The sequence below is a fragment of the Stenotrophomonas sp. TWI273 genome, assembly GCF_039674765.1.
Lineage (GTDB): Bacteria > Pseudomonadota > Gammaproteobacteria > Xanthomonadales > Xanthomonadaceae > Stenotrophomonas.
Genome location: NZ_JBDJOA010000024.1, coordinates 1 through 24138, shown reverse-complemented (window position 1 = coordinate 24138; position 24138 = coordinate 1). Strand labels below are relative to the sequence as shown.

The window sequence follows — 24138 nt, the reverse complement described above, 5'->3', positions numbered from 1 at the left end:
TGCGGGGCGGTGCCCGGCAACGGCATCACTCAGGCGGGAACGCTGCTGCGGTCGGGTTCCAGGCACGCGCGCACGGGGGCGAAGCTGCGGCGGTGCTGGGGGCAGGGGCCGTGGCTGCGCAGGGCGGCGAGGTGGGCGGGGGTGCCGTAGCCTTTGTGCTGGTCGAAGCCGTATTCGGGGTGGGCGTCGTGCAGGGTCTGCATGAAGCGGTCGCGGCTGACTTTGGCGAGGATCGAGGCGGCCATGATGGCGCGGTCGAGGGCGTCGCCGCCGATCAGGGCCTGGGCCGGGCAGGGCAGGCCTTTGGGGACGACGTTGCCGTCGATGCGGGCGAACTGGGCGACGTGGGCGACGCCTTCGACGGCGCGGCGCATGCCGAGCATCGTGGCCTGGTAGATGTTGAGGGCGTCGATTTCGCCGACGTCCACCATCACCACGTGCCAGGCCAGGGCACGGTCGAGGATCTTGTCGTAGAGCTGGTCGCGGCGGGCCGCGGTGAGCTGCTTGGAGTCGTCCAGGCCGTTGAGGCGTGGGCGGTCGGGGCAGAACACCACGGCGGCGACGGCCACGGGGCCGGCCAGCGGGCCACGGCCGGCTTCATCCACGCCGGCCACGTAGCGCGGGGCGACGGTGGCCAGGGCGGCGCCGTCGAACAGGGCCAGGGAGGCGGCTGCGGCGTGGCGTCGGCTCATGCGGCGCGGCCGTGGTGGGGGCCGCGTTCGAGCAGATCGGTGACGGCGTCGGCGGCACGGGCGGAGGCATCGCGCCGCAATTGCAGGTGCAGGCGCTCGTAGGTGTCCTGCAGGTCGATCACGCGCTGGGGGTGGTCGAACCACTGCAGGATGGCGGCGGCCAGTTTGTCCGGGGTGCAGTCGTGCTGCATCAGCTCCGGGGCAAGGTCCTTGCCGGCGAGGATGTTGGGCAGGGCGAAGCGGTCGACCTTGAGCAGACCCAGCGCCTTGACGATGCGGTAGGTGAGTTCGGCCACGCGGTAGCCGACCACCATCGGGCGTTTGACCAGCATCGTCTCCAGGGTGGCGGTACCGGAGGCGAGCACGACCACGTCGGCGGCGATCATCGCGGTGCGCGCGTTGCCGTCGAGCAGGTGCGAATGCGCAACCGGCAGCGCCGAGGCGGAGAGTTGCTCGCTGATCAATTGGCGGCAGGCGGCGTTGGCGGCCGGAACCACCACGTGCAGGCCGGGGATGCGTTCGGAGACCTGCCAGGCCGCTTCGAAGAACGGTTCGCCGAGCTTGCCGATTTCCCCCAGGCGGCTGCCGGGCAGTACCGCCAGCACCTTCGCGTTGGAGGGCAGGCCGAGCTCGGCACGCGCCTGTTCGCGATCATTGTGCAGCGGGATGTCATCGGCCATCGGATGGCCCACGAAGCGGGCGTCGATGCCGTGCTTGGCGTAGATCGGCGGTTCCATCGGGAACAGGCACAGCACCAGGTCGGCGCTGGCCCCGATCTTCTCGGCGCGCTTCTCGCGCCAGGCCCAGACGGAGGGGCTGACGTAATGGACGGTGCGGACGCCGCGCTCCTTCAGCCAGCGCTCGACGCCGAGGTTGAAGTCGGGCGCGTCGATGCCGATGAACACGTCCGGCTGCCACTCCAGCGCACGCGCGCGGAACTCGCGGCGCAGTTTGAGCAGGCGCGGCAGGTGGCGTAGGATTTCGGTCAGGCCCATCACCGCCAGCTCGCTGGCGTCGAACCAGGTCTGGCAGCCGGCGCTGCGCATGGCATCGCCGCCGATGCCGGCAAATTCGGCATTCGGGAAGCGCAGGCGCAATTCGCGGATCAGGCCGGCACCGAGCAGGTCGCCGGAGGCTTCACCGGCGACCAGGGCGATCCGCACCGGGCGCTCGGAGGTGCGCACGGCCAGCGTCTGTTCAACGCTGGTGGCCATCGCAGCGAGTGGAATGATCTCGGCGGTCGTCATGCCCGGGGTGTGCCCGCCTGGAGCCGTCATCGCAGCAGGGGCCTCTCGGCGCTTTCGATGAAGTCCAGCAGGTCCTTCACGTCGGCGCTGTGGGTGGCCTGCTCGGCCAGCTGCACCTTGGCTTCGGCCAGCGGCAGGCCGGCCACGTACAGCGTGCGGTAGGCGCGCTTGATGCTGGCGATGCGCTCGGCATCGAAGCCGCGGCGCTTGAGGCCTTCGCTGTTGATGCCGCGCGGGCGGCCCAGGCTATCGCTGCCGACCATGGTGAACGGCGGAACGTCGCCGTTGGTCAGCGCGCCCATGCCGAGGAAGGCGTGGGCACCGATGCGGCAGAACTGATGCGCACCGGCGAAGCCGCTGATGATCACGTAATCGCCCACGGTGACGTGGCCGGCCAGCGTGGTGTTGTTGGAGAACACGCAGTGGTTGCCGACGTGGCAGTCATGCGCCACGTGGGTGTAGGCCAGCATCCAGTTGTCGTTGCCGACCGTGGTGATGCCACCGCCACCGGCGGTGCCGCGGTTGATGGTGACGAATTCGCGGATGACGTTGTCATCGCCGATCACCAGTTCCGTGCGTTCGGCCTTGTACTTTTTGTCCTGCGGCTCGCCACCGATCGCGGCATGGCCGATGAAACGGTTGTTGCGGCCGATCCGGGTCGGGCCGTGGATCGAGCAGTGCGGACCGATCTCGGTGCCGGCACCGATCTCCACGTCCGCACCGATCAGGCAGAACGCACCCACGCGCACATCCGCAGCCAGCGTCGCCGACGGGTCGATGACCGCGGTGGGGTGGATGAGAGGGGCGTTGTCAGTCATTGCAGATCTCCTGCCTGGATCATTCGCGGGTGCCGGCGCACAGCACTTCGGCGCAGGCGACGATTTCGCCATCGACCTTGGCCACACAGTCGTACACCGCCATGTTGCGGATCACGCGCTTGATCTCCACGTGCATTTCCAGCACGTCGCCGGGCACGACCTGCTTGCTGAAGCGCGCCTTGTCGACCTTGACCATGTAGAACAGCTTGGACTGCGCATCGCGGCCCAGGGTGAGCTGGGTGAGCACGCCGCCGGCCTGGGCCATGGCTTCGATGATCAGCACGCCGGGCATGATCGGCTGGCCCGGGAAGTGGCCCTGGAAGAACGGCTCGTTGATGCTGACGTTCTTGGTGGCGACGATCTTCCGGTTCTCGAAATCGAGCGAGATCACCTTGTCCACCAGCAGGAACGGATAGCGGTGCGGGATCAACTGCTGGATCTGGTTGATGTCCGGCAGATTCTGGTTATTGCTCATTCCTTCTCCTTGCTCACAGACAGGATGCGCCGGGCGAGCGCATCGAGCTGCTTGAAGCGCGCGGCATTTTTACGCCACGTGCGGTTGTCGGTCAGTGGGGTGCCGGAGGAATACTCGCCCGGCTCATGAATGGAGTTGCGCACCACCGATTTGCCGGTGATGACGACCTTGTCGCAGATTTCGAGGTGACCGACGACGCCGACGGCGCCGCCCAGCAGGCAGTAGCGGCCGATCTTGGCGCTGCCGGCGATGCCGGTGCAGCCGGCGATGGCCGAGTGGGCGCCGATCTGGACGTTGTGGGCGACCTGCACGAGGTTGTCCAGGCGCACGTCGTTTTCGAGCACGGTGTCTTCCAGCGCGCCGCGATCCACGCAGGTGTTGGCGCCGATTTCGCAGTCGTCGCCGATGCGCACGCCGCCGAGCTGGGGCACTTTGATCCAGTGGCCGGCATCCATGGCCAGGCCGAAGCCATCGGCACCCAGCACGGCGCCGGGATGGATGCGCACGCGCTTGCCGAGCTTGACGCGGGTGACCAGGGTGACGCGGGCGATCAGTTCGCAGCCGGTATCCAGGGTGCAGTCTTCGCCGATGATGCTGCCGGGGCCGACGATGCAGTTCTCACCGACGACGCTGCGCGCGCCGATGGTGACGAACGGCCCGATGTGGGCGCTGGCGGCGACCTGGGCGTCCGGATCGATGCAGGCGCTGGGGTGGATGCCCGGGGCGCGCGGCGGTGCGATGTCGAACAGGGCGGCGATCTTGGCGAACGTGGTGTACGGGTCCTTGGCGACCAGGGCGGCGCCGGGCGCGGCCTCGGCATCCTCGGCGCGCAGCACGACGATGGCCGCCTGGCTGTCGGCCAGCTGCGCGCGGTAGCGCGGATTGGCCAGGAAGGTGAGCTGGCCGGGGCCGGCATGGGCGAGCGTAGCCACGCCATGGATGGCGGTGCTGCCATCACCATGGACCTGCAGGCCAAACTGCTCGGCGAGTTGCTGGGCGGTATAGGTAGGAGTGTTCACCGGGGGAGTTTACCGTGTGCTGCCGAAACGGTCATGCGGGGCGGGGGTTTTGGGGTGGGTCGGTTTGTTGCGGCTCCCGACAGTGTCATGCGAGCGCGGATGGTAGTGCCGGCCGCTGGCCGGCTCTCGTTGATCCCGGAGGTTCGTACCGACCAACGGTCGGTACCTACCAAAATCGGCACCAACCGACGGTCGGTACTACCCGCCACGCCCCCCGATGGTTCAACGCGCGCGGCAGGGTAGTGCCGGCCGCTGGCCGGCTCTCGTTGATCCCGGAGGTTCGTACCGACCAACGGTCGGTACCTACCAAAATCGGCACGGACTAAGGAGCGGTCCCACCCCAAATCGGCATTGAGCAACGATCGGTCACACCCCCAAAACGAAAACGCCGGGCAATGCCCGGCGAATGCGTACCGCGTCTGTTGGAGAGCCCCCTCCTGTTGAAGGGGGCGCGCCGAAGGCGCGGGGATGAGGTGGAATGCGCGGACGAACTGCGAAGCAGTTCGTCAGAACTGACCGCCGAACGTGAATTGCAGACGCTCGACTTCGTCGCCATCTTCCTTCTTCAACGGGAAGGCGTAGCTGATCGAGATCGGGCCGACCGGGGCGCGCCACAGCAGGGCCACACCGGTGGACACGCGCAGTTCGTTGGCCTTGAAGTTGTCTACGCCCGTGTACACGTTGCCGAAGTCCACGAAGGCCGAGATGCGGGCCGAGGGGCTGTCGAACAGGCGCGGGAAGTAGGCTTCCACCGAACCGACGGTCTTCAGCGAGCCACCCAGCGGCTGGCCGCGGTTGTAGCTCAGGGTCGGTTCCGAACGCGGGCCAAGGGTGTTGTCCTCGAAACCACGCACCGAGTTGGTACCACCGGCGTAGAAGTTCTCGTAGAACGGCAGGCCCGAGGCGGTCACCACGCGGGTGCTGCCATCCGGGTTGGTGATCACGCGGGTGGTGTCATTGCCGTAGCTGTCGCCGTAACCCACTTCGGCGCGGGTGTTGATGACCAGCTGCGGGATGATCGGCCAGTACTTGGAGAACTGATAGTTCAGCTTGTAGTACTCGACGGTCGAACCCGGCAGCGTGGTTTCCAGGCCGACGCGCTGGTAGGTACCGCGGGTCGGCATGAAGTAGTCGTTGCGGGTATCGCGCGCCCAACCCAGCTCGGTGCGCCAGGAATGGAACGTGCGCTGGCCGATGGCATCGATGTAATCGATGATCGCCTGCGGGGTCGAGCCCTGGTAGGTGGTGATCTGGTTGCTGTCGATGCCCACCATCAGCGAGACGGTGTCGTTCTCGGTGATCGGCACGCCGAACACCACCTGCGCGGCACCGTTGGTGCTGTTGTACTGCGCGGTGTTGAAGTCGGAGTAATCCAGTTCGCGCCAGGACAGGTTGTAGCCCAGCGAGACGCCGTCATCGGTGAAGTACGGGTTGGTGTAGCTGAAGCCGTAACGCTGCAGGTAGCTGCTGCGCGAGGCTTCGACCGACACGCGGTTGCCGCCGCCGAGGAAGTTGTTCTGCGACAGCTGCACCGAGGTGGTCATGCCGTAGGACTGCGAATAGCCCAGGCCGAACACGAAGCTGCCCGAGGTGGTTTCCTTGACGTTGTAGACCACGTCGACCTGGTCGTTGCTGCCGGTGACCGGCGGCGTTTCCACGTCCACCGATTCGAAGTAGCCCAGGCGCTGCAGACGGATCTTGGAGCGGTCGATCGCGGCCTGCGAGTACCAGCTGTTCTCGAACTGGCGCATTTCACGACGCAGCACTTCGTCGGAGGTGCGGGTGTTGCCCTTGAAGGTGATGCGGCGCACCGACACGCGCGGGCCGGGAACGACCTGCATGTTGATGGCCACCGTGCGGTCGGCACGGTTGCTGGTCGGGATCGGGTTCACCTTGGCGAACGCGTAACCGATGTTGGACAGCGAATTGGTGATCTGGTCCGAGCTGAATTCCAGCAGCGCACGCGAGAAGGTGTCGCCGGACTTCTGGATCACCATGCGCTCGACATCTTCCTGCGGCAGGATGGTGTCGCCGGTGACCTTGATCTCGGAAATCTTGTACTGCTCACCCTCGGTCACGCCGGCGGTGATGAACATGTCGCGCTTGTCGGGACTGATCGAGACCTGGGTGGAATCGATGCTGAAATCCACGTAGCCGCGGTCCAGGTACCAGCCGTTGAGCTTTTCCAGATCGCCGGACAGCTTTTCCTTGGAGTACTGGTCATCGCGGCGGTACCACGAGGCCCAGTTGTGCTCCTTGGATTCCCAGGTTTCCAGGATGTCCTTGGCCGGGAACTTCTCGGTGCCGACCAGGTTGACGTGCTGGATCTTGGCGGCCTTGCCTTCCTTGATCGCGATGGCGATGTCCACGCGGTTGCGGTCCAGCGGGCTCACCGTCGGGGTGATGTCGACGTTGTACTTGCCACGGTCGTTGTACTGGCGGCGCAGTTCCTGGGTCACGCGGTCCAGGCTCAGGCGGTCGAAGGTGCCGCCCTCGGTCAGGCCGATGTCGCTCAGGCCCTTGAGCAGCTGGTCGCTCTTGATGTCCTTGTTGCCGGTGACGGTCAACTTGTTGATCGCCGGGCGTTCCTTGACCGTGACCACGAGGATGTCGCCCTGGCGGTTCAGCTGGACGTCTTCGAAGAAGCCGGTCTTGTACAGCGCACGGATGGTTTCACCGACCTTGTTGTCGGTGATGGTGTCGCCACGTTCCACCGGCAGGTAGGTGAACACGGTACCGGAGGTGATGCGCTGGAGACCATCCACGCGGATGTCGCTGACGGTGAAGGGCTCGGCTGCCTGCGCCAGGGCGGGCGCGCCGAAACCGGCAACGAGTGCGAGGGCCAGCAGGCGGCGATTGGGGAGTCGCGTCATGTCACGTCCGGTTGGAGTCGATTTCAACATTGCGGGATGCCGGCGCATAAGACGACGACAAAAGGAAAAAAGTTCATCGCGGGACCAGGCCGAGGATGTCGTTGTAGAACGCCAATCCCATCAGCCCGGCCAGCAGCGCCAGGCCCACATACTGCCCGGCAGCCATGGCGCGCTCGCTCAGCGGGCTGCCCTTGACCAACTCGATAAGGTAATACAGCAGGTGCCCGCCGTCCAAGATGGGGATGGGCAACAGGTTGATGATGCACAGGCTCAGCGACAGCAGGGCCAGGAAATACAGGAACCAGTCCAGGCCGCGTTTGGCCGAGACATTGGCGACCCGGGCAATGGTGACCGGGCCGGAGATGTTCTGCAGCGAGGCGTTGCCGGTGACGATGCGGCGCATCATCCCCAGTGAATCGCCCGCCATCCGGGCGGTTTCGCGCAGGGCCACGGGCACTGCCGCAAACGGCCCGAACTTGAGTTCGGCGTCGTAGGCCGGGGCGTGGGTCTCCGGGAAACCGATGCCGATCTGCCAGGTCGGCTGGCCACGGCCGTCTACGCCCTGGCGGGGGGTGATCTCCAGCGCCAGCCGCTCGCCGCCGCGCAGGACGTCGATCATGCCGGGGCCGCCACGCTGGCCGAGCGCGGCGATCTGCGCCGGCACCTGGTCGGCACCTTCGATACGCTGGCCGTCCACGGCCACGATCAGGTCGCCCGGCACCAGCACGCCCTGGGCGGCTGCGTCGGGCAGGACCTTGTCCACCAGCGCCGGCTGCAGCCAGAACTGCCAGCTCAACCCGGTCAGCTGGGGCACGCGGCGTTCATCGAAGCCGGCCGGCAGCTGCGACAGCGGCAGGGTGCGGGTCCGCACCTGGTCCAGACCGTCGAGGACCTCGACCTTGGCATCGTGACGATCCATCGCCGCCGTGGTCAGCGCCATGCTGGCCTCGCCGGCGGTGGCCACGCTGCGGCCATCGACCTTGACCACACGGTCGCCGGCCTGCAGGCCAGCGGTCTGGGCCATGCCGGTGGTGCGGCCGATGGTGGCCGAATAATCCTGTTTCCCGATCACGAACATCGCCCACAGCAGGGCGATGCACAGGATCAGGTTGGCGGCCGGACCGGCGGCGACCACCGCGATCCGCTGCCACACGGTCTTGTGGTTGAAGGCCTGACCGCGCTCGGCCGGGTGCACCTCGACCTCGCGCTCGTCCAGCATCTTCACGTAGCCGCCCAGCGGAATGGCGGCGATCGCGAATTCAGTGCCGGCCCGGTTGCGGCGCGACCACAGCGGCTTGCCGAACCCGACAGAGAAGCGCAGCACCTTGATCCCGCAACGGCGGGCCACCCAGTAGTGACCGAACTCGTGGAAGGTCACCAGCAGGCCAAGGCTGACGATCATCCACCAGACGGATCCGATGAAATCACCCATGGTGATCAGCACTGTAAGGGGGCGTAGGGGGCATTCAGGCGTGGTCGATGGCGGCTTGGGTGATCTGGCGGGCGCGCTGATCGGCGGTCAGCAGGCCCTCCAGTGTATCGGCGGACTCGCTCGACAGTGTTGACAGAGCGTTAGCGACCAGCGCTGGAATGGCAAGGAAAGCTGCCCGCCCCTGAAGAAACGCTGAAACCGCGACTTCATTGGCCGCATTGAGGATCGCCGGGGCGGTGCCACCGGCGGCCATCGCCTGCCAGGCCAGCGTCAGGCACGGGAAGGCCTCGGTGTCCGGGGCTTCGAAATCCAGCCGCCCCTGGGTCAGCAGATCCAGCCCGCCGACCCCGGATTCGATCCGTTGCGGCCAGCCCAGGCCGACGGCCAGGGTGGTACGCATGTCCGGCAGGCCCATCTGGGCCAGGGTGGAGCCATCGACGAACTCGACCAGCGAATGCACCAGGCTCTGCGGGTGGACCAGCACGTCGATGCGCTCGCCAGGCACGCCGAACAGATGGTGGGCTTCGATGACTTCGAGGCCTTTGTTCATCAACGTCGCCGAATCCACCGAGATCTTCGGGCCCATGGACCACTTCGGGTGGGCCACGGCCTGGGCCGGTGTGACCTGGGCCAGCTGCTCGCGGCTGCGGCCACGGAACGGGCCGCCCGAGGCGGTCAGGATGATCCGGCGCACGCCGGCCCCATCGAGGCTCGCATCGCGGGAGCGCAGGCACTGGAAGATCGCGCTGTGCTCACTATCGATCGGAATGATCTCGGCCCCGGCGGCCGCGGCCTGGCGCATCAGCAGTTCGCCGGCCAGTACCAGCGATTCCTTGTTGGCCAGCAGGATGCGCTTGCCGGCCGCGGCGGCGGCCAGGGTCGAGGACAGCCCGGCGGCGCCCACGATGGCAGCGACCAGGGTGTCGCAGACATCGCTGGCGGCCAGCTGGTCCAACGCCGCAGCGCCCGCATGGGGCTGGGTGGCCAGGCCGGCGTCACGCAGGCCGTCGCGCAGGGCGGCATACCGCGATTCGTCGGCGATCACCGCATGGGCCGGGCGGTGCACGGCGCACAGGGCGACCAGCGCAGCGACTTGGCGGCCGGCGGCCAGCACGGTGACCTGATAGCGGTCCGGATGGCGCGCGATGACGTCCAGCGCGGATGCGCCGATCGAACCGGTGGCGCCGAATACGGCGACCCGGCGGGGGGCAGAAGCGCTGGCCATGGTTAGAACCCGAAGATTTCCTTGCCGAGTGCGAACACCGGCAGGGCGGCGAGAACGCCGTCGATACGATCGAGCACGCCGCCATGGCCCGGGATGATATGGCCCGAATCCTTGGCGCCGGCGTGGCGCTTGATCAGGCTCTCGTAGAGATCGCCCAGCACCGAGGCGAACACGGTGACCACGGCGGTGATCACCAGGCCGACCAGGTGGCCGCTGTCGATACCGGCCAGCCAGCCGAAGCCCAGTGCCACGATCAGCCCGGCGACCATGCCGCCACCCAGGCCTTCCCAGGTCTTGTTGGGGCTGATCCGCGGGGCCAGCTTGGTGCGCCCGAAGGTGCGGCCGGCGAAGTAGGCGCCCGAATCGGCGGCCCAGACCACGGCCAGCGCGGTCAGCAGCCACAGGTGGCCGTTGTCACCGCTGGCATGGATGAGCACCAGCGAGGCCCAGGCCGGCACGATCGCCAGGGTGCCGGCCAGCAGCTTGAGCGCACGCGCCGGGCTGCTCGGGCTGGCGCCGAAGGTGAAGAACCGCAGCCACAGCAGCGCCATCAGCCACCAGCCGATGCCGATCAGCGCGGCGATCTGGTACAGCACCAGCGAGCCGGCATCGGCCCACACGATCAGCACCATCAGCACCAGATTCAGCACCAGCAGCACGGTGCGGGCGAGGGTGTCTTCGACGTCGGCCAGCTTCAGCCATTCCCACAGGCCGATCAGGAACACGGCGGCCGCCGCGGCGGCCAGCCACTGGGTGGGCAGCATCAGGATGGCGAGGATGGCGACCGGCGCCATGATCAGCGCGGCGATGACTCGGGTCTTGGTCATGGGGAAGAGGTCTCGGTGGCCAAGGCGGCGATCTGGGCGCTGGTCAGGCCGAAACGGCGTTCACGCGAGGCATAGGCATCGATTGCCTGCTGCAGGACGGCGGCGTCGAACTCGGGCCACAGTACGTCGGTGAACCACAGTTCGGTATAGGCCAGCTGCCAGAGCAGGAAATTGCTGATGCGGGTATCGCCACCGGTGCGGATGAACAGGTCCGGCGGCGGCAGGTCGGCCAGGGCCACGCGGCTGCTGAGCATCGCCTCGTCGATCTGCTCGGGCAGCAGGCGACCGGCCGCGACCTCGGCAGCCAGTTCGCGCGCGGCGCGGGCGATGTCCTGGCGGCCGCCGTAGCTGGCGGCGATGTTCAGCGTCATCGCGCGGTTGCCCGCGGTGCGCTGTTCGGCCAGCTGCATGCGGCTGACCAGCCCGGCGCCGAAACGCTCGCGCTCGCCGATGAAACGCACACGCACGCCGCGCCGGTGCAGCTCGTCCACTTCGCGGTCGAGGGCATTGAGGAACAGCTTCATCAGCGCGTCGACCTCATCGCTCGGCCGGCCCCAGTTTTCACTGGAGAAGGCGAACAGGGTCAGCGCGGCGATGCCGTGGTCGAGGCAGAATTCGATGGTGCGGTTGACCGCGCGCGCGCCGGCACGATGGCCGATCACGCGCGGGCGACGACGCTTCTGCGCCCAGCGCCCGTTGCCATCCATGATGATGGCAACATGGCGCGGCATGGGCGCGTCGGAACTGCTGGTCGGGGCCTGGGACATAGGGCTCAGACCGCCATCAGTTCCTTTTCTTTCTCGGCGACAACACTATCGACGTCCTTGATGGACTTGTCGGTCAGCTTCTGGATGTCGTCTTCGCCGCGCTTCTTGTCGTCTTCGCTGATCGCCTTGTCCTTGATCAGGGTGGCGATCGCCTTGTTGGCGTCCTGGCGGATGTTGCGGATGGCGATCTTGGCGCCTTCGCCTTCCTTCTGCACCTGCTTGCCCAGCTCCTTGCGGCGCTCTTCGGTCGGCGGCGGCAGGTTCAGGCGGATGACGGTGCCGGCCACGTTCGGGGTCAGGCCGAGGTCGGAGGCATAGATCGCCTTTTCCACGTCCTTGATCATGCCTTTGTCGAACAGCGTGATGACCAGCGAGTGGCCCTCGGAGACGCTGATCGAGGCGACCTGGTTCAGCGGGGTGTCGGTGCCGTAGGCCTTGACGGTGATGCGGTCCAGCAGGGCCGGGGAAGCACGGCCGGTGCGGATGGAGGTGAGGGTGTGCTTCAGAGCATCGATGCTCTTTGCCATGCGCGTCTGCGCGTCCTGCTTGATTTCGTTGAGCATCGCCCGAATCCTGGATGTAACTGGGAATCGGGCGATTATAGGCGAAGAAGGGCCTTCGCCGGGCCGTTCAGGGCGCCCGGTGTGGGGCGCCGCTCAGGCTCAGCTGTTGTCGCGGCCCTGCACCAGGGTGCCGATGTTGTCGCCGTGCAGGATCTTGAGCAGCTCGCCCGGCTGGCCCATGTCGAACACACGCAGCGGCAGATCGCTGTCGCGGGCCAGCGCGAAGGCGGCCGTATCCATCACTTCCAGCCCGCGGCGGATCACTTCGTCGTAGGTCAGGCTGTCGAAACGGACCGCGTCGCTGTACTTGTTCGGGTCCTTGTCGTACACGCCGTCGACCTTGGTGGCCTTCAGCAGCAGGTCCGCGCCGATCTCGATCGCACGCAGGGCAGCGCCGGAATCGGTGGTGAAGAACGGGCTGCCGACGCCGGCGGCAAAGATCACCAGACGGCCCTTTTCCAGGTGGCGGATGGCGCGGCGACGGATGTAATCCTCGCAGACGTCGTTGATCTTGATCGCGCTCATCACGCGGGCCTTGGCGCCCAGCTTCTCCAGGGCGTCCTGCATGGCCAGCGCATTGATCACGGTGGCCAGCATGCCCATCTGATCACCGGTGACCCGGTCCATGCCGCCTGCGGCCAGGCCGGCGCCGCGGAAAATGTTGCCGCCGCCGATCACCAGGGCCACTTCGGCACCGGCGGCCTGCGCTTCCATCACCTCACGGGCGAGGCGGTGGATCACCTTGGGGTCGATGCCGTAGTCCTCGTCTCCCATCAGCGCCTCCCCGGAAACTTTCAACAGGATGCGGCGATAGGCGAGCTTTGACATGGCGATCTCTGGGTGCGTGGAAAACGCCCGGATTCTACTGGAAGCCGGGCCATCGGGCAGCATAAATTTGCTGCACTGCGGCGTATGGAGGCGCTGCGGCGGCCGCGATGACGGCGCCGCGAGCGGCTCGGGCTCAGGCTCAGGCTGGCGCGGTACTGGGCGAGCGCGCGATGACGCGGTTGCGGCCCAGGTTCTTGGAGCGGTACAGCACGTCGTCGGCGGCCTTGAGCAGGTCCTGAACATCGGCGAAACGCTCGTAGCCTCCCTGGGTGGCCACGCCGGCCGAGAAGGTCACGAACAACGGGCCACTGGCCGCTTCGGCCATCGGCGTGTTGACGATCGTGGCCAGCACCCGCCGGACCACTTCCAGCGCGACCGGCTCGGTGGTATTGGGCAGCAGCGCGATGAATTCCTCGCCGCCGAAACGGGCCACCGTGTCGCTGTTGCGCAGCTGCTCCTGCAGCTTCGTGGCGAACATGCGCAACACCTGGTCACCCATGAGGTGGCCGTGGGCATCGTTGATCTTCTTGAAATCGTCCAGGTCGATGAAGGCCACCGAGAGTGGCCAGCCATGGCGGGTGGCGCGCAGGAATTCCTGCTCGAGCACGGCTTCGAGCTGGCGGCGGTTGAGCACGCCGGTCAGTGCATCGCGGTGGGCCTGCTCGGCCAGCCGATTGGCGCGCGCCTCGAATTCATCCGCACGCTGGCGGGCCAGGGCGGCGTCCTGCATCTCGCGCAGGTTGCGCAGCGTGGCCAGCTCCTGGGCATGGTCGATCAGCTGCTGCACGCGCGAGGGCGAGAACAGCGGGGTTTCGAACAGGGTGCTGATATCCGGCAGCGATTCGCCGATGCGGGCCAGTACCTGGTCGAACTGGGCGCTGTCCAGGCCGAGGGTATCGTGCACGAGCTGCAGCGCATGTTCGCGCGCGGCATCGGCATCGGTGCCGAGCCAGATATCGGCCACGGCGCCGGAAAGGGCGACGCAGTTCTGGAAATTGTCTTCGCCGGTAGCGGGCGATTCGCTGTGCGCGATGCTGTCCACCAGGTAGCGGGGCAGGCCCCATTCTTCGGCCACCCACGCGCCGACATCGGCATGGCTGCACTGCAGGTGTTCGCGCTCCAGTGCGACCAGGGCGTCGTTGTCGGTCGCCTGGCGCAGCAGCGGGAGATAGGTCTCCGGCTGCGCCTGGGCGAGGGCGAGTACGCCGATGTCCTGCAGCAGGCCGGCCAGCATCAATTCCTCGGCCTTGCGCAGGCCGCGGGCCTGGCCGAGCAGGCTGGCTGCCAGTGCACTGAGGATGCTGCGGCGCCACGCGCGCTCGCGCAGGTCCTGGCCGTCGCCGGCCGCGGTCAGGTTCTGGGTGACGGTGAAGCCCAGTGCCAGGCTGACAGTGGCATTCAGGCCGAGCATGGTCAGTGCCTGGCCGAGGTTTTCGATGCGTCGGCGGCTGGCATACAGCGGTGAATTGGCGATGCGCAGCATGCGGGCACTCAGCGCCATGTCGATGGCGATGATGTCGGCAGCGGTGGTGATGTCCGCTTCCGGATCCTGCGCCAGTTCGATGATGCGCAGGGCAATACCGGGCGGGGAGGGCAGGTTGCGGCAGAGCGCCAGGGCGGCTGTCAGCTCGGGAGGCATGGCGGGCTTTTCAGTGTGTTGGGGCAAGAATACCTGAGGTACATCACAGTTTCGTCCTTGATTTCTTGCGTTGACGCGGCAGATCAGTTTGGGAGTATTGCCCTGATCCGGCACACAAAGCAAAGCCAATGGACAAAAAAAAGAAGCCGCGGAGTCCGCGGCTTCTTTCGTAACACATTCGAGCGGTGAAGATCAGGCCAGGCCGGCCTGCTTCATCACTTCGGCGGCGTAGTCTTCCACCACCTTCTCGATGCCTTCGCCGACCGCCAGGCGCTGGAAGCCGACCACGTCGGCACCGGCGGCCTTGAGGACCTGCTCGACCGACTGGTTGGTGTCCAGCACGTACGGCTGGCCGTACAGGGTCACTTCGTTGACGATCTTGGCGATCTTGCCGCTGATGATCTTTTCCAGGATATCGGCCGGCTTGGACTTGTCCTTGTCGGACATCTTGGCCAGTTCGATTTCCTTTTCCTTGGCGACGAACTCGGCCGGCACATCGGCGGCCTTGTTGTGCGGCGGGTTCATGGCAGCCACGTGCATGGCCAGGCCACGGGCCAGTTCTTCGTTGCCGCCGGCCAGTTCAACCAGCACGCCGATGCGGCCGCCGTGCACGTAGGCAGCGACGTTGTTGGTCGATTCCAGGCGCACGATGCGACGCACGTCGACCTTCTCGCCGACCTTGGCAATGACGGCAGCGCGGGCTTCTTCGATCGTCTCGCCGGACGGCAGCTTGGCGGCCTTCAGGGTGTCGATGTCGGCAGCGCCCGAGCTCAGCGCGGTGGCAGCAACAGCCTTGGTGAAGTCCAGGAAGTTGCTGTCCTTGGCGACGAAGTCGGTTTCCGAGTTGACTTCGACCAGCACGGCCTTGCCGCCGTCCTGGGCCGCCACGATGATGCCTTCGGCAGCCACGCGGTCAGCCTTCTTGTCGGCCTTGGCCAGGCCGGACTTGCGCAGCCATTCGGCCGAGGCGTCGATGTTGCCGCCGTTTTCGACGAGTGCCTTCTTGCACTCCATCATGCCGGCGCCAGTGCGCTCGCGCAGTTCCTTGACCAGGGAAGCAGTGATTTCCACGGGATTTCCTCACGAAAGAAAGGGGTTGGGCCGGCATGGTGGCCGGCCCGTGTGACAGGTGTCCTGTTGTCGCGCCATCGGCAGCGGACAGGAGCGGTGGGCGCGCTGCGCCCACCGCGGGCCTGGATCAGGCCTGGGCTTCGCCAGCGGCCGGAGCGTCGGCAGCCGGGGCTTCAGCGGCCGGGGCTTCAGCGGCCGGAGCAGCCGGAGCGGCAGCAGCCTTCTTGGCCGGAGCGCGGCGGGCCGGCTTGGCTTCTTCGGTGGCGGCAGCGTCGGCGAACTCTTCTTCGCGGACGGTGGCAGCGTGCGGCGCAGCAGCCTTGCCTTCCAGCACGGCGTCGGCAGCGGCGCGGGCGTACAGCTGCACAGCGCGGATGGCGTCGTCGTTGCCCGGGATCGCGTAGTCGACCAGTTCCGGGTTGTAGTTGGTATCAACCACGGCGATCACCGGGATGCCGAGCTTCTTGGCTTCCTTGATGGCGATGTCTTCGTGGCCGATATCGATGACGAAGATCGCGTCGGGCAGACGGTTCATGTCCTTGATGCCGCCCAGCGAGGCTTCCAGCTTGTCGCGCTCGCGACGCAGGCCCAGCACTTCGTGCTTGACCAGCTTGTCGAAGCTGCCGTCGGTTTCGCCGGCTTCCAGTTCCTTCAGACGGGCAACCGACTGCTTCACGGTACGGAAGTTGGTCAGGGTGCCGCCCAGCCAACGCTGGTTCATGAAGGGCATGCCGCAACGCTCGGCTTCTTCACGGATCGACTCGCGGGCGCTGCGCTTGGTGCCCAGGAACAGGATGGTGCCGCGCTTCTGCGCAACGCTGGAAATGAAGTTCATCGCGTCATTGAAGAGCGGAACGGTCTTTTCCAGGTTGATGATGTGGATCTTGCCGCGGGCGCCGAAGATGTACTGGCCCATCTTGGGGTTCCAGTAACGGGTCTGGTGGCCGAAATGGACGCCGGCTTCCAGCATCTGACGCATGGTGACCTGGGGCATTGCAGTAACTCCTGATAGGGAACCGGCCGCCACGGGTAATAGTTGGGCGGTCCGCCGCGAGGCGGATGGTTCCGGGGTTTGGCTTCCCTGTCGCTTCCGTGACCGAACTCCTTGCGGAGCACCCCGGCACGGATATGGGCGGCAGGTGTGGATTCACCGGTGACGTCCGGTGTTGACGTATTCCCGCGCCAAGGCGGCAGGGATCCGGTCGATTATAGCCCGGTGCCGGGCGCAGGCGCAATCACGGGGGCAAGCGGGGCGTCAGCGGCCTCGTTGAGCCGGGCCCGGAACTGGCCGCCGGCGTAGCCATCCGGCCGCGGCGGCAGGTCCCAGCTGCGGGCGCTGCGCGGCAGCACATAGCCGGCCAGGCCCTCGATCAGCGGGTGGCGACGCCCGTGGGCGTCCACGAACACCAGGTCGGCCAGGTGGGCATGGCCGTCGCCGTCATTATAGAGGCGCAGGCGGGGCGCCGACGGGCTGCCGCCTGTCTTGTATCGGACCGTGCAGATAGGACCCAATCAATGGCCGTCTTCGGCACAAGGTCGCGTTTTGCGATACGCATCACGCTTGTTCAGCTAGCTGGCCAGGGGCCGGGCCCAAACCGCGGCTGTCAGCGTTCCATCCAATCCCGTTCAGATTGGCCCCGGATCGGCGATAATGCGCGCCATGAGCGTGAATCTGAAAACCCCCGAGGAAATCGAACTGATGCGTATCGCCGGCCGTCTGGCCAGCGAAGTGCTCGACATCGTCACCCCGCACGTCAAGCCGGGCGTGACGACCGAAGAGCTGGACCGCATCTGCCATGACCACATCATCAATGTGCAGAAGGCGACGCCGGCCAATGTCGGCTACCGCGGCTTCCCCAAGACGGTCTGCACGTCGGTCAACAACGTGATCTGCCACGGCATTCCCAGCGAAGCCAAGGTCCTCAAGGACGGCGACATCGTCAACATCGATGTCACGGTGATCAAGGATGGCTGGCACGGCGATACCAGCCGCATGTACTACGTCGGCACGCCGTCGGTCATGGCCAAGCGCCTGGTCGATGCGACCTACGAAGCGATGTGGCGCGGCATCCGCGCGGTCAAGCCGGGCGCGACGCTGGGTGACATCGGCCATGCGATCCAGAGCTATGCCGAAGCCGAGCGCTTCAGCGTGGTGCGCGAGTACTGCGGCCATGGCATCGGCAAGGTCTACCACGACGAGCCGCAGGTGGTGCATTACGGCCGCCCCGGCCAGGGCCTGGTGCTGCAGCCCGGCATGACCTTCACCATCGAACCGATGATCAACGAGGGCACCCGCTACAACAAGGTGCTGCCGGATGGCTGGACTGTGGTCACCAAGGACCGCAAGTTGTCGGCGCAGTGGGAGCACATGGTCGCGGTCACCGAGACCGGCGTCGACGTGCTGACCCTCTCGCCCGGCGAATCGCAGGTCTGAGCATGTTGCCGGCGAGCCCGATGCTGGACGCGCCGGCCGATTCCGTCGCCGACCCGGACTGGGCGGCGTTGGCGCGGCAGTCGCTGCAACAGACCGACGCACGGTTGTATCGTCGTTTCGATCAGGGCGACAACATCGAGCGCCTGCTCGCCCTGCGCGCACGGGCGGCCGACCACCTGATCCGGTTGGCCTGGCATCGCTGCCTGCCGGCCGGTTCGGGAATGGCGCTGTTCGCGGTGGGGGGGTACGGGCGCGGCGAGTTGTTCCCGCGCTCGGATATCGACGTACTGGTGCTCGGTGCGCCCGAGCAGCAGCGTCGGCACGAATCCGGGCTGGCCCGCTTCTTCGCGCTGCTGTGGGATTGCGGCCTGCCGGTCAGCCACGCGGTGCGATCGCCGGCTCAATGCACGCAGGCCAGCGCCGACCAGACCGTGCTGACCGCGCTGATCGAGTCGCGCCCGGTGGTCGCCGATGACGCGGCCCGCCAGGCGTTGAAGGCTGCGGTGAACGTGGAGGGCCTGTGGCCGCCACGCGAATTCTTCCTCGGCAAGCGCGAAGAGCTGCTGGCCCGCCATCAGCGCTTTGGCGACACGGCGGACAATCTTGAGCCGGACATCAAGGACGGCCCCGGCGGGTTGCGCGATCTCAATACGCTGGGCTGGATGGCGCTGCGTGCGTTCGGCGTGCGCGACCTGGAAGCTCTGGTCGGCCTCGGCCATCTCGGCCCGGATGAAGCGGCCGCGCTCAAACGCGAACGGTGTGCGCTGGCACGGCTGCGTTTCGGCCTGCACCTGGTCGCCAACCGGCCCGAAGAACGCTTGCGGTTCGATTACCAGAAGACGCTGGCCACCCGCTTGGGTTTCGAAGACGACATCGAAAGCCTGGCCGTGGAAAAGATGATGCAGGGGTTCTACCGCAGCGCCACCGTGGTGCGGCGGATCAGCGACCGCCTGCTGCAGCGCTTTGAAGAACAGTTTGATGGCGAAGCCGTCCCAGAGCCGGTCAGCGTCGGTTTCTCGCTGCGCCGTGGCTACCTGGCTGCCAACGATCCGGCTTGGCCCCAAGGGGATATCGAACAGGTGTTCGCGCTGTTCTCCAGTTGGGCCTATAACCCGGATGTGCGCGGCCTGCACTCGCTGACCGCCCGCGCGCTGGCCGAGGCGCTGCCGGAGCTGGCGGCGTACACCGAGGCCAGCGCCGCGGCGCGCGAGCAGTTTTTGGCGCTGCTGCGCAGCCCGCGCGCGGTCGATACCCTGGCGCGGATGGCACGGCTGGGCGTCCTCGGCCAGTGGATCCCCGCGTTCGCGCAGGTCTCCGGGCGCATGCAGTTCGATCTGTTCCATGTGTACACCGTGGACCAGCACACACTGATGGTGCTGCGGAATATCGGCCTGTTCGCCAGCAGCCGCGCGGATGAGCGCTTCTCGATCGCGCATGAAGTCTGGCCGCGCCTGCGCAAGCCGGAGCTGCTGCTGTTGGCCGGCCTGTTCCATGACATCGCCAAGGGCCGCGGCGGCGATCACTCCGAACTCGGTGCGGTGGATGCGCGCGAATTCTGCCAGGCGCTGGCGCTGAGCAGTTCCGATACCGAGCTGGTCGCCTGGCTGGTCGAACAGCACCTGCGCATGTCGGTCACCGCGCAGAAGCAGGACATCTCCGATCCGGACGTGATCCATCGCTTCGCCACCCTGGTGGCCAGCCGCGACCGGCTGGACTATCTCTATCTGCTGACCTGCGCCGACATCGCCGGGACCAGCCCCAAGCTGTGGAATGCGTGGAAGGACCGTCTGCTGGCCGACCTGTATTTCGCCGCGCGCCGCGCGCTGCGCGACGGGCTGGAGAACCAGATGCCGGCCGCCGAGCGCGTTGCCGAAGCGCGCGAATCGGTGCGCAAGCTGGTGCGCGAGCGAGGCTACGACGATCCCACCATCGATCGCCAGTTCACGGTGATGCCCGATGAGAGCTTCATCCGGCTGCGGCCGGAACAGCTGGCCTGGCAGGCCGCTGCGCTGGTGCCGTTGAAGCAGGGCCAGACCCTGGTCAAGGTGCGCAGGCTGACCCCCGAGGACGACGCACTGGAAGTGTTCGTACACTCGCCCGACCGCGACGGCCTGTTCGCCGCGATCGTGATGACGCTGGACCGCAAGGGCTACACCATCCATCGCGCGCGCGTGCTGGACGGTCCGGTCGATACCATCTTCGATACCTTCGAAGTGACCCCGGCCGACAGCTTCGCCGATGGCGATGCGCTGCGCCTGGAGGCCGGCCTGCGTGAGGCGCTGGCCGGCGATCTGACCCGGCTGCGCCCGTCCCGCCGCGTCATTCCGCGCCAGCTGCGGCACTTCCGTTTCGCCCCGCGCCTCGAGTTCCGCGATGTCACCGATGGCCAGACCACCAGTACCCGTTTCAGCCTCGTCGCACCCGACCGCCCCGGCCTGCTGGCCGACGTGGCGTTCGTGCTGCGCAACCAGCGGCTGCGCGTGCATGATGCGCGCATCGCCACGTTCGGCGAGCGCGCCGAAGATATGTTCGTGATCAGCGATGAGCATGATCACGCCCTGACCGAATCCGCCAGGCAGCAGCTGCAAGACACGATGCTCGCCTGCCTGGACCCTGATCGAAACGCCGGAGACCCCCACTGATGGCCACCAAGCCTGCCAAGAAGACTGCCGCGAAGACCGCGGCGGCCAAGACCCCTGCTGCCGCGCCTGCGGTGAAGAAGACCGCTGCCGCAAAGAAGGCGGCGCCCGCGGTGAAGAAAGCGCCGGTCAAAAAGGCGCCGGCCCGCAAGGTCGCTGCTACCCCGGCCGAGAGCGCCGCCAAGCGCAGTGCCAGCCGTGATGCCACCATCGCGCGCAAGTCGCTGCGCAAGCCGGCCACGCCGGGTGTGGAAGAACTCAAGTTCGGCATCGAGAGCGCGTTCGAGCGACGCGCCACGCTGACCCTGCATGAGATCGAAGGCTCGACCAAGCCGCTGGTCGGCCGCGTCATCGACGGCCTGGAAACCGGTGAATTCCGCGTTGCCGAGCCCGACGGCCACGGTGGCTGGAAGGTCAACGAATGGCTGAAGAAGGCCGTGCTGTTGTACTTCCGCGTCAACGACATGGCCGTGGTCGATGCGCGCCCGGCGCCGTTCTGGGACAAGGTCGAATCGCGTTTTGCCGGTTTCGATGAAGCCAAGTTCCGCCGCGCCGGCGTGCGCGTGGTGCCCGGTGCGATCGCGCGTCGTGGCAGCTACTTCGGCAAGGACGTGGTGCTGATGCCGAGCTTCACCAATATCGGCGCCTACGTGGGCGAGGGCACCATGGTCGACACCTGGGCCACGGTGGGTTCGTGCGCGCAGATCGGCAAGCACTGCCACCTGTCCGGCGGCGCCGGTATCGGTGGCGTGCTGGAGCCGCTGCAGGCCAGCCCGACCATCATCGAAGACCATTGCTTCATCGGTGCGCGTTCGGAAGTGGTGGAAGGCTTCGTGGTCGGCCATCACAGCGTGATCGGCATGGGCGTGTTCCTTGGCCAGAGCACGCGCGTGTACAACCGCGCCACCGGCGAGATCAGCTACGGTTCGGTACCGCCGTACAGCGTGGTGGTGTCCGGCCAGCTGCCGTCCAAGGACGGCTCGCACTCGCTGTACTGCGCCGTGATCGTCAAGCAGGTCGATGCCAAGACCCGCAGCAAGACCAGCGTCAACGAGCTGCTGCGCGGCCTGGCCGACTGAGCGCCCCGCAGCCCGCGCTGGCTCAGGCGGCGCGCTACCGGCACCCGTTCGCGGGGTGGCCGGGACGCGCGCTGCAGCGTCTGCTCGGCTGCGTGCACCTGACCGCCGCCCGGCGCGCGCTCACCCGCGTGCTGCCGGTGCCGACGTTGATCAGTGAGGTGCGTGAGGTGGTGTACCTGAGCTGGTGGGTGGACGTGCGCCATGCACCGCCGCCACCGCCGGACCATCGCCTGTTCGCGCATGACGGACGTACGCCCTATACGATCCTGACCTACCGCCACGGCCATTTCGGGCCGGCGCTGGCGGGGCCGTTGCGTGGCCTGTTTCCCTCTCCGCTGCAGAGCAACTGGCGCTGGTACGTGGTGCCGGACGATGCGGCGGCCGGGCCCGCGACGCCGCGGGTCCTGTTTGACCGCAATGTGATCGACAGTGCGATGCACGCAGTCGGTGCACGGCTGTGGAGCGATGCCATGCAACCGCATCTGGCCGCGCGTTTCGAGCATGCCGTGGATGCCGATGGCGGGCACACCGTGATCGAGCCGGGGCAGGGCAGTGCGCCCGCACTGCAGGCGAAGGTGCGTCCGGCAATGGGCTTGGCGGTTGCATGGGCAGCTGGCGCCTTCACCGATGCAGCGCAGGCGATGAGGTTCCTGGCCTGCCAGGAGGCCGCGTTCGCGGTCGCCCCGGATGGTCGGCTGGCCTTGACCCATATCGATCTGCCGATTGCCGTGGCGGACGTGCAGCCACTGCAACTGGAAGGCCTGGTGGCCTGCCCGCACCTGGCCGCGATGGGCGTCGATCTGGCCGATGCGTTCTGTTTCCGGGTGCCGCAGGTGCCGTTCCGGGTCGTGTCCGAACGCCTGTTGTGACATCCTCATGGCGTCCTTCCTGAACGATGCTGCACGCCGCGCCATGACCACCACTTTGTACGGATTGAAGAACTGCGACACCTGCAGGAAAGCCACCAAGTGGCTGGACCGTTTCCAGGTGCCGTACACCTTCGTCGACTACCGCGACCACACGCCAACGCCGGAGACCCTGATCGACTGGGCGGCCCAGGCCGGTGGCTTTCCCGCGTTGATCAACAGGTCCTCCACCACGTGGCGGCAGCTGCCGGAGAACCGCAAAGCGGCCGATTCGGAGGCCGAATGGAAGCTGCTGCTGCGCGAGTACCCGCAGCTGATCAAGCGCCCGGTGGTGGTGAGCGCCGATGGCGTGATGACCCAGGGCTTCTCGGACAACGGCTTCAAGCAGCGGTTCGGAGTGGGCGCGTGAACGACGTCGTTGCCTTGACCTGCGACCTGATCGCGCGCGCCTCGGTCACGCCCGAGGACGCCGGTTGCCAGGCGCTGCTGGCCGGCCGTCTTGAACGCGCCGGCTTTCACTGCGAACACCTGCGCCTGGGCGAGGTCGACAACCTGTGGGCCACACACGGGCAGGGCGCACCGGTGCTGGTGCTGCTCGGGCATACCGACGTGGTGCCGACCGGCCCGGTCTCGGCCTGGACCAGCGATCCGTTCGATCCGCAGATCCGTGACGGCGTGCTGTACGGACGTGGCGCGGCCGACATGAAAGGCAGCGTGGCCGCCTTCGTGGTCGCCGCCGAGCAGTTCGTGGCCGCGCATCCCGATCATCCCGGCACGCTGGCGGTGCTGCTGACCAGCGACGAGGAAGGCGATGCCATCGACGGTGTGCGTCGCGTGGCCGATATCTTCCGCGAGCGCGGTCAGGAAATCGACTGGTGCATCACCGGTGAGCCGTCCTCCACCGCGGTGCTGGGTGATCTGCTGCGCGTGGGCCGCCGCGGCAGCCTCTCGGCGACGCTGACGGTGAACGGCGTGCAGGGCCATGTGGCGTATCCGGACAAGGCGCGCAATCCGATCCATCTGGCCGCTGCGGCCCTGGCCGAACTCACCGCACGGCACTGGGATGATGGCTTCGAGAGCTTCCCGCCGACCAGCCTGCAGGTCTCCAACATCCATGCCGGCACCGGGGCCAACAATGTGATTCCGGGTGAGCTGCAGGTGCTGTTCAACCTGCGCTACAACCCGCACTGGAACGCGCCCGCGCTGGAGCAGGAGATCGCTGCGCTGCTGGAGCGTCATGCACTCCAGTACACGCTCAAGTGGCATCGCAGCGGCGAGCCGTTCTATACCCCGGAAGGCACGCTGCGCAGGGTCGCCCGCGAGGTACTGGGTGAGTTCGCCGGTGCACCGCCGGAAGAGAGCACCGGTGGCGGCACCTCCGATGCGCGCTTCATCGCGCCGCTGGGCGCGCAGTGCATCGAAGTAGGGCCGGTCAACGCGAGCATCCATCAGGTCGACGAGAACGTGCGCGTCGCGGATCTGGAGGCGCTGCCGGCGCTCTACCAGCGGTTGATCGAGCGTTTGCTCGCCTGAGTCCCTGGGGCAGCGCTGCTGTCGGACCATCGAGGTAGTGCCCGGGGGGGGCCCGCGCCCGCGGAGAGGCAGAGCAAAAAAGGAGGCCCCCACCCCCCGGCCCCCCCCCAA

22 protein-coding genes are annotated in these 24138 nt (G+C 66.9%); 6 read left to right on the top strand and 16 right to left on the bottom strand.

The features are described from left to right. Window positions 1-29: 29 nt before the first annotated feature. The 16 genes from ABE571_RS17500 to ABE571_RS17425 all read right to left on the bottom strand — a co-directional run bounded on the left by ABE571_RS17500 (window position 30) and on the right by ABE571_RS17425 (window position 16988). Complete coding sequence (locus ABE571_RS17500) at window positions 30-692, bottom strand: ribonuclease HII (RefSeq protein WP_313210844.1); 663 nt, start codon at window positions 690-692, stop codon at window positions 30-32. Further along, entirely contained in the window at window positions 689-1906 is a 1218-nt protein-coding gene (lpxB, locus tag ABE571_RS17495; protein ID WP_313210882.1) for a lipid-A-disaccharide synthase, read from the bottom strand. Before lpxB ends, ABE571_RS17500 begins: the two co-directional genes overlap by 4 nt. 59 nt (window positions 1907-1965) lie before the next feature. After that, the gene (gene lpxA / locus ABE571_RS17490; RefSeq protein ID WP_313217718.1) at window positions 1966-2757 is read right to left on the bottom strand and encodes an acyl-ACP--UDP-N-acetylglucosamine O-acyltransferase; all 792 of its coding nucleotides are present in this window, start codon (window positions 2755-2757) and stop codon (window positions 1966-1968) included. Between the two features lie 19 nt (window positions 2758-2776). Beyond that, window positions 2777-3232 (bottom strand): 3-hydroxyacyl-ACP dehydratase FabZ, encoded by a 456-nt coding sequence (gene fabZ, locus ABE571_RS17485; protein WP_019184406.1) that lies wholly within the window; start codon window positions 3230-3232, stop codon window positions 2777-2779. Next, entirely contained in the window at window positions 3229-4251 is a 1023-nt protein-coding gene (gene lpxD / locus ABE571_RS17480) for a UDP-3-O-(3-hydroxymyristoyl)glucosamine N-acyltransferase (protein WP_313210849.1), read from the bottom strand. The genes fabZ and lpxD overlap by 4 nt, the downstream gene beginning before the upstream one ends. Before the next feature lie 506 nt (window positions 4252-4757). After that, entirely contained in the window at window positions 4758-7124 is a 2367-nt protein-coding gene (gene bamA, locus ABE571_RS17475; RefSeq protein WP_313210851.1) for an outer membrane protein assembly factor BamA, read from the bottom strand. Between the two features lie 73 nt (window positions 7125-7197). Beyond that, window positions 7198-8556 carry an RIP metalloprotease RseP gene (gene rseP, locus ABE571_RS17470; protein ID WP_102789229.1) on the bottom strand — a complete coding sequence of 453 codons (1359 nt, stop codon included), beginning with the start codon at window positions 8554-8556 and terminating at the stop codon, window positions 7198-7200. A gap of 34 nt (window positions 8557-8590) precedes the next feature. Then, entirely contained in the window at window positions 8591-9781 is a 1191-nt protein-coding gene (gene dxr, locus ABE571_RS17465) for a 1-deoxy-D-xylulose-5-phosphate reductoisomerase (RefSeq protein ID WP_313217722.1), read from the bottom strand. 2 nt (window positions 9782-9783) lie between these two features. Next, window positions 9784-10608, bottom strand: a complete 825-nt coding sequence (locus tag ABE571_RS17460; RefSeq protein ID WP_313217723.1) for a phosphatidate cytidylyltransferase — start codon at window positions 10606-10608, stop codon at window positions 9784-9786. Continuing rightward, the gene (gene uppS, locus ABE571_RS17455) at window positions 10605-11339 is read right to left on the bottom strand and encodes a polyprenyl diphosphate synthase (protein ID WP_313210858.1); all 735 of its coding nucleotides are present in this window, start codon (window positions 11337-11339) and stop codon (window positions 10605-10607) included. The genes ABE571_RS17460 and uppS overlap by 4 nt, the downstream gene beginning before the upstream one ends. 41 nt (window positions 11340-11380) lie before the next feature. Next, window positions 11381-11938, bottom strand: coding sequence for a ribosome recycling factor (gene frr, locus ABE571_RS17450; RefSeq protein WP_121041484.1), 558 nt, complete (start codon window positions 11936-11938; stop codon window positions 11381-11383). Between the two features lie 99 nt (window positions 11939-12037). Continuing rightward, on the bottom strand, window positions 12038-12766 hold the full coding sequence (gene pyrH, locus ABE571_RS17445; protein ID WP_123728765.1) for a UMP kinase: 729 nt from the start codon (window positions 12764-12766) through the stop codon (window positions 12038-12040). 139 nt (window positions 12767-12905) lie between these two features. Continuing rightward, entirely contained in the window at window positions 12906-14405 is a 1500-nt protein-coding gene (locus ABE571_RS17440; protein ID WP_313210863.1) for a GGDEF domain-containing protein, read from the bottom strand. 192 nt (window positions 14406-14597) lie between these two features. Continuing rightward, complete coding sequence (gene tsf, locus ABE571_RS17435) at window positions 14598-15476, bottom strand: translation elongation factor Ts (RefSeq protein ID WP_088433310.1); 879 nt, start codon at window positions 15474-15476, stop codon at window positions 14598-14600. 127 nt (window positions 15477-15603) lie between these two features. Further along, window positions 15604-16470 (bottom strand): 30S ribosomal protein S2, encoded by an 867-nt coding sequence (gene rpsB, locus ABE571_RS17430; protein WP_313210867.1) that lies wholly within the window; start codon window positions 16468-16470, stop codon window positions 15604-15606. 212 nt (window positions 16471-16682) lie between these two features. Continuing rightward, entirely contained in the window at window positions 16683-16988 is a 306-nt protein-coding gene (locus tag ABE571_RS17425; protein WP_313210869.1) for a hypothetical protein, read from the bottom strand. Window positions 16989-17136: 148 nt separating this feature from the next. Here ABE571_RS17425 and map point away from each other — a divergent pair, with 148 nt between their 5' ends. The 6 genes from map to dapE are packed head-to-tail and all read left to right on the top strand — an operon-like array spanning window position 17137 to window position 24027. Then, entirely contained in the window at window positions 17137-17910 is a 774-nt protein-coding gene (gene map / locus ABE571_RS17420) for a type I methionyl aminopeptidase (RefSeq protein WP_121041504.1), read from the top strand. Window positions 17911-17912: 2 nt separating this feature from the next. Beyond that, entirely contained in the window at window positions 17913-20552 is a 2640-nt protein-coding gene (locus tag ABE571_RS17415; RefSeq protein ID WP_346494286.1) for a [protein-PII] uridylyltransferase, read from the top strand. Continuing rightward, the gene (dapD, locus tag ABE571_RS17410; RefSeq protein ID WP_313210875.1) at window positions 20552-21628 is read left to right on the top strand and encodes a 2,3,4,5-tetrahydropyridine-2,6-dicarboxylate N-succinyltransferase; all 1077 of its coding nucleotides are present in this window, start codon (window positions 20552-20554) and stop codon (window positions 21626-21628) included. The genes ABE571_RS17415 and dapD overlap by 1 nt, the downstream gene beginning before the upstream one ends. Beyond that, entirely contained in the window at window positions 21625-22497 is an 873-nt protein-coding gene (locus ABE571_RS17405) for a hypothetical protein (RefSeq protein ID WP_346494290.1), read from the top strand. The genes dapD and ABE571_RS17405 overlap by 4 nt, the downstream gene beginning before the upstream one ends. Window positions 22498-22540: 43 nt before the next feature. Further along, window positions 22541-22903: an arsenate reductase gene (locus ABE571_RS17400; protein WP_121041511.1), complete on the top strand. Its 363-nt coding sequence runs from the start codon at window positions 22541-22543 to the stop codon at window positions 22901-22903. Beyond that, window positions 22900-24027 (top strand): succinyl-diaminopimelate desuccinylase, encoded by a 1128-nt coding sequence (dapE, locus tag ABE571_RS17395; protein ID WP_346482181.1) that lies wholly within the window; start codon window positions 22900-22902, stop codon window positions 24025-24027. Before ABE571_RS17400 ends, dapE begins: the two co-directional genes overlap by 4 nt. The last annotated feature ends 111 nt before the right edge of the window (window positions 24028-24138 follow it).

Bases quoted from the DNA above. Each gene is read 5' to 3' on its own strand.
- ABE571_RS17500 (WP_313210844.1), bottom strand. From the start codon at position 692: ATGAGCCGACGCCACGCCGCAGCCGCCTCCCTGGCCCTGTTCGACGGC.
- lpxB (WP_313210882.1), bottom strand. From the start codon at position 1,906: ATGGCCACCAGCGTTGAACAGACGCTGGCCGTGCGCACCTCCGAGCGC.
- lpxA (WP_313217718.1), bottom strand. From the start codon at position 2,757: ATGACTGACAACGCCCCTCTCATCCACCCCACCGCGGTCATCGACCCG.
- fabZ (WP_019184406.1), bottom strand. From the start codon at position 3,232: ATGAGCAATAACCAGAATCTGCCGGACATCAACCAGATCCAGCAGTTG.
- bamA (WP_313210851.1), bottom strand. From the start codon at position 7,124: ATGACGCGACTCCCCAATCGCCGCCTGCTGGCCCTCGCACTCGTTGCC.
- rseP (WP_102789229.1), bottom strand. From the start codon at position 8,556: ATGGGTGATTTCATCGGATCCGTCTGGTGGATGATCGTCAGCCTTGGC.
- dxr (WP_313217722.1), bottom strand. From the start codon at position 9,781: ATGGCCAGCGCTTCTGCCCCCCGCCGGGTCGCCGTATTCGGCGCCACC.
- ABE571_RS17460 (WP_313217723.1), bottom strand. From the start codon at position 10,608: ATGACCAAGACCCGAGTCATCGCCGCGCTGATCATGGCGCCGGTCGCC.
- uppS (WP_313210858.1), bottom strand. From the start codon at position 11,339: ATGCCGCGCCATGTTGCCATCATCATGGATGGCAACGGGCGCTGGGCG.
- frr (WP_121041484.1), bottom strand. From the start codon at position 11,938: ATGCTCAACGAAATCAAGCAGGACGCGCAGACGCGCATGGCAAAGAGC.
- pyrH (WP_123728765.1), bottom strand. From the start codon at position 12,766: ATGTCAAAGCTCGCCTATCGCCGCATCCTGTTGAAAGTTTCCGGGGAG.
- ABE571_RS17440 (WP_313210863.1), bottom strand. From the start codon at position 14,405: ATGCCTCCCGAGCTGACAGCCGCCCTGGCGCTCTGCCGCAACCTGCCC.
- rpsB (WP_313210867.1), bottom strand. From the start codon at position 16,470: ATGCCCCAGGTCACCATGCGTCAGATGCTGGAAGCCGGCGTCCATTTC.
- map (WP_121041504.1), top strand. From the start codon at position 17,137: ATGAGCGTGAATCTGAAAACCCCCGAGGAAATCGAACTGATGCGTATC.
- ABE571_RS17415 (WP_346494286.1), top strand. From the start codon at position 17,913: ATGTTGCCGGCGAGCCCGATGCTGGACGCGCCGGCCGATTCCGTCGCC.
- dapD (WP_313210875.1), top strand. From the start codon at position 20,552: ATGGCCACCAAGCCTGCCAAGAAGACTGCCGCGAAGACCGCGGCGGCC.
- ABE571_RS17400 (WP_121041511.1), top strand. From the start codon at position 22,541: ATGACCACCACTTTGTACGGATTGAAGAACTGCGACACCTGCAGGAAA.